The sequence below is a fragment of the Streptomyces parvus genome (assembly GCF_014648875.1).
Lineage (GTDB): Bacteria > Actinomycetota > Actinomycetes > Streptomycetales > Streptomycetaceae > Streptomyces > Streptomyces parvus.
Genome location: NZ_BMRY01000029.1, coordinates 1 through 5211 on the forward strand (window position 1 = coordinate 1; position 5211 = coordinate 5211).

1 protein-coding gene is annotated in these 5211 nt (G+C 73.8%); it reads left to right on the top strand.

What is annotated here, in order from left to right; all coding sequences use genetic code 11:
* Nucleotides 1–5211 (top strand): SDR family NAD(P)-dependent oxidoreductase (locus tag IE140_RS35600; protein ID WP_189461088.1); only part of this gene is annotated, 5211 nt, incomplete at both ends.

A 5211-nucleotide genomic window follows, 5' to 3' on the forward strand; every position in this document is an offset into this window, starting at 1 on the left:
ACTGGTCCTCGGGGGCCGTCGAGCTGCTGACCGAGGCACGGGAATGGGACAGCGGGCAGCAGCCGCGCCGTGCCGCGGTGTCCTCCTTCGGCGTCAGCGGCACCAACGCCCACGTGGTGCTGGAGGAATACCGGGCACCCCAGCCCGCCCGGGCATCCGCGGAGACGACCGCACCGGCCCGCTCCGCCCACCCGGTCACCCCCTGGATCCTGTCCGGGCGCACCCAGCAGGCCCTGCGAGGACAGGCCGGGCAACTGCTGAGCCACCTCCAGGACGCCGGGGAGGAGAACGCCCCCGCACCCGTGGACATCGGCTTCTCCTGCGCCACCACCCGGGCGATGCTGGAGCACTGTGCGGTGGTGCTGGCCGAGGACCACGCCGGGTTCCGCCGCGGCTTGACCGCGCTGGCCGAGGGCCGGGAGACGGCGGAGGTGATCGCCCGCACCCAGGACGCGGGGCAGGGCGGCACGGTGTTCGTCTTTCCCGGCCAGGGCTCGCAGTGGGCGGGAATGGCCGCGGAACTGCTGGACCAGGAGCCCGTGTTCGCCGAAGCGATGGCGCAGTGCCACCGGGCACTGGAACCGTTCACCGAATTCTCCCTGCTGGAGGTGGTGCGCGCAGAGGGCGCCGAGCTGGAGCGGGTGGAGGTGGTCCAGCCGGTCCTGTGGGCGGTGATGGTGTCACTGGCCAGGCTGTGGGCCTCGGTCGGCGTGGTGCCCGCCGCGGTGGTGGGGCACTCCCAAGGAGAGATCGCGGCGGCCGTGGTCGCCGGCGGGCTGTCCCTGGACGACGGGGCGCGGGTGGTGGCACTCAGGGCGCGTGCGGTCGCCCGGGACCTGGCGGGGCAGGGCGGGATGGTGTCCCTCGCACTGCCGGTCCTGGAGGCGCAGGAGCTGGCGGCGCGGTGGCAGGGGCTGTCGGTGGCGGTGGTCAACGGGCCCGGCTCCACGGTGGTCTCCGGCGACGCGGACGCTGTGGAGGAACTGCTGGCGCACTGTGCGGAAGAAGGGATCAGAGCACGGCGCATCCCGGTGGACTACGCCTCGCACTGCGCGCAGGTGGAGCAGATCCGCGAGCGGCTGCTGCACGACCTCGCCCCGGTCACACCGGTCTCCTCGACCGTGCCGTTCTACTCCACGGTGACCGGCCGGCGTAAGGACACCGCCGGGCTCGACGCGGACTACTGGTACGACAACCTGCGCAACACCGTCCGGTTCGAAGAGGTCACCCGCACCTTGCTGACCGAGGGGCGCACCCTGTTCCTGGAGGTCAGCCCGCACCCCGGGCTCAACCAGGGGATCAGTGAGAGCGTCGAGTCCCTGGGACTGCGCGCCTCCGTCCTGTGCACCCTGCGCCGCGGCGAGGGCGGAGCCCGGCGCTGGCTCACCGCCGTCGCCGAGGCAGCCGTGCACGGCGTCCGCGTCGACTGGGCCGCCGTGTACGCCGGCCGCGGCGGCACCCGCGTCGAACTGCCCACCTACGCCTTCCAGCGCCGCCGCTACTGGCTGGACACCGTCGAACTCGAACCACCCGCCGCGGACCACTCCCAGGACCGGTTCTGGTCCGCCGTCGAGCAGGAGGACCTGCCCGCCCTCCAGCGCATGCTCGACGTGAGCGGCCGGACCCCGCTCGAGGAAGCGCTGTCCGCCCTCTCCGCATGGCACCGGCGAGACCGCGAACGCAGCCGGATCGAGAGCTGGCGCTACGCGACCGCCTGGACCCCCGCACAACTCCCCGCCGGGCGGCTCGACGGCCGCTGGGTGGTGGCCGTACCGCCCGACCACCGGGCACACCCCATGGTCACCGCCGTCACCGAGACCCTGGCAGCGGCCGGCGCCGCCCCCGAACTGCTGCCCGTCTCCCACCAGGACGAGCGCGGCGCCCTCGCCGAGCGGCTGCGCGGCGCGAGCGGCGTGCTGTCACTGCTCTTCCTCACCGACGGTCACGCCCCCGGACATCCCGCCACCCCGGCCGCCTTCGCCCTCACCATCACCCTGCTGCACGCCGCGCACGACACCGGCGAACCGCTGCGCCTGTGGTGCGCCACCTCCGGCGCCGTCGCCGCCGGGCCCGGGGACACGGTCACGCACCCGGACCAGGCCCTGACATGGGGCCTCGGCCGGGTCACCGCCCACGAGTACACCCAGTGGGGCGGGCTGGTCGACCTGCCCGCCGAACCCGAGCCGCGCGCGCTCGCCCGGCTCGCCGCCGTCCTCGCCGGCACCGACGAGGACCAGGCGGCGATACGCGCCACCGGAGTCTTCGTGCCCCGCCTGCGCCGTGCCGAGCCCACCCCGCTCCGACGGGTGTGGCAGCCGACAGGCACCGTACTGGTCACCGGCGGCACCGGCGGCGTCGGCGCACACGTCGCCCGGTGGCTCGCCGCCTCGGGCGCCGAACACCTGCTGCTCCTCAGCCGGCGCGGCCCCGAGGCCCCCGGCGCGGCGGAACTGGCCGCCGAAATCAGGGAGTCGGGCACCGACGTCACCGTGGCCGCGGTGGACGCGGCCGACCACGACGCGCTGGCCGCCGTCGTCGCCGACCTGCCCCCCGACCGGCCGCTGACCGCCGTCTTCCACGCCGCCGGCGTCGTCGACTCGAGCATCGTGGACTCGCTCACCCCGGACCGCGTCGAGACCGCGCTGCGGGCCAAGGCCGCCAGTGCCCTCAACCTGCACCGGATCACCGCGGACCTCGACCTGTCGGCCTTCGTCCTCTTCTCGTCTCTCGCCGGCGTTTTCGGCTCGGCCGGGGAGGGCAACTACGCCCCCGGCAACGCCTTCCTGGACGCCTTCGCGCAGTACCGCCGCTCCCAGGGCCTCCCCGCGACCTCGGTGGCCTGGGGCTCATGGGCGGGCGGCGGCATGGCCGAGGGCGACTTCGGTGACGTCCTGGAGCGCCACGGCATCTTCCGCATGGAGCCCGAACTCGCCCTGGCGGGACTGCGTACGGCGCTGGAACGCGATGAGACCGCGCTCGCCCTCGCCGACATCCGCTGGGAGGTCTTCTCCTGGTTCTTCACCGCCACCCACCCCAGCCGCCTGCTCGACGAACTCCCCGACGTGCGCAAGCTCCGCCGGACATCTCAGCAGAGCCCCGCCCAGGACCCCGCCGCCGACCAGGAGACCCTGCCGCCGGCCCAGCGGCTGGCGGGAGCCTCGGAGGCCGAGCGCAACCGGTTCCTGCTCGAACTGGTCCGTGACCAGGTGGCGCTCGTGCTCGGCCACGAGTCGGGCTCCGAGGTGGAGCCGGGCCGGGCACTGGGCGAACTCGGCCTCACCTCGGCGGGCGCCGTCGAACTGCGCAACCGCCTCACTTTCACCACCGGTCTGCGCATCCCCGCGACCGCCGTCTTCGACCATCCCAGCCCGCTGGCCCTCTCCCGCTTCCTGGCCACCGAGATCACCGGCGCGAACGCCGACGGCAGCCCTGCGGCCGCCGCTCCCGCGGTGCCCGCACCTGACAGCACCCCGGTCGCGGACGACCCGATCGTCATCGTCGGCATGGCCTGCCGCTTCCCCGGCGGCGTCCGCTCCCCGGAAGACCTGTGGAAGCTGGTCGAGTCCGGCACCGACGCGATGGGCCCGTTCCCCACCGATCGCGGCTGGGACCTCGACGCGCTCGGCGGCGACTACCCGCACACAGGCGGCTTCCTTCCCGACGCGACCGCCTTCGACGCCGAACTGTTCGGCATCTCGCCGCGCGAGGCGCTGGCCATGGACCCCCAGCAGCGACTGCTCCTCGAAGCCTCCTGGGAAGTACTGGAGAACGCGGGCATCCACCCCGGGTCACTGGCCGGTTCACGCACGGCCGTGTACGCCGGCACCGGCGGTCAGGACTACCTGAGCGTGCTGGCGGCCGACCCCGAGGCCGGCGACGGCTACCTGGTCACCGGCGGTTCCCCCAGCGTGCTGTCCGGCCGGGTCGCCTACGCCTTCGGGCTGGAGGGCCCGGCCGTGACCGTGGACACGGCATGCTCCTCGTCCCTGGTCGCGCTCCACCTGGCCTGCCAGTCGCTGCGGTACCAGGAGAGCGACCTCGCCCTGGTCGGCGGGGTCAACGTGCTCTCCATGCCGTCCGTCTTCGCCGAGTTCAGCAAACAGCGCGGCCAGGCCGCCGACGGCCGCTGCAAGGCGTTCTCCGCCTCCGCGGACGGTGCGGGATGGGGCGAGGGCGTCGGCGTACTGCTGGTCGAACGGCTCTCCGACGCCCGCCGGCTCGGGCACGAGGTGCTGGCCGTGGTCCGCGGCAGCGCCATCAACTCCGACGGCGCCTCGAACGGCCTGACCGCGCCGAACGGGCCCTCGCAGCAGCGGGTGATCCGCGCGGCGCTGGCCTCGGCCGGACTGGAGGCGACCGACGTCGACCTGATGGAGGCCCACGGCACCGGCACGCGGCTCGGTGATCCGATCGAGGCACAGGCCCTGCTGGCGACGTACGGCAAGAACCGCACCGAACCCCTCTACCTGGGGTCGGTGAAGTCCAACATCGGCCACACCCAGGCCGCCGCCGGAGTCGTGGGCGTGATCAAGGCCGTCATGGCACTGCGCCACGGTGTGCTGCCCCGCACCCTGCACGCGGACGAGCCGACCCCCGAGGTCGACTGGACGTCCGGCAGGGTGGAACTGCTCACCGAGAACCGCACCTGGCCGCGGGCGGCCCGTCCGCGCCGGGCCGGCGTCTCCTCCTTCGGGATCAGCGGGACCAACGCGCACACCATCCTGGAACAGGCCCCGGAAACGGCCCAGGCCCCCGTCCGCGCACGAGGCGACCGCCCGCACCTCCCGCTGCCCCTCCCACTGTCCGGCGCCACGCCGGACGCACTCGCCCGCCAAGCCGCCCTGCTCGCCGGCCTGGACGCGGACCCCGCCGACCTGGCGCACTCCCTGGCCACCACACGCGCCGAACTGGCCCACCGCGCCGTGGTCTTCGCCCCTCACACAGCCGCACTGACAGCCCTCGCCCTCGGCGAGCACACCCAGGACACCGTGTCCGACAAGACCGTCCACGGCTCCCTCGCGCTGCTGTTCTCGGGTCAGGGGTCGCAGCGGCCCGGGATGGGCCGGGAACTGTACGAGGCGTTTCCGGTGTTCGCGGATGCTTTTGATGCGGTGTGTGCGCGGGTGGATGTGGGCCTGCCGTTGCGTGGGGTGGTGTTCGGGGAGGACGCCGGTCTGCTGGAGCGGACGGTGTTCGCTCAGGCGGGTCTGT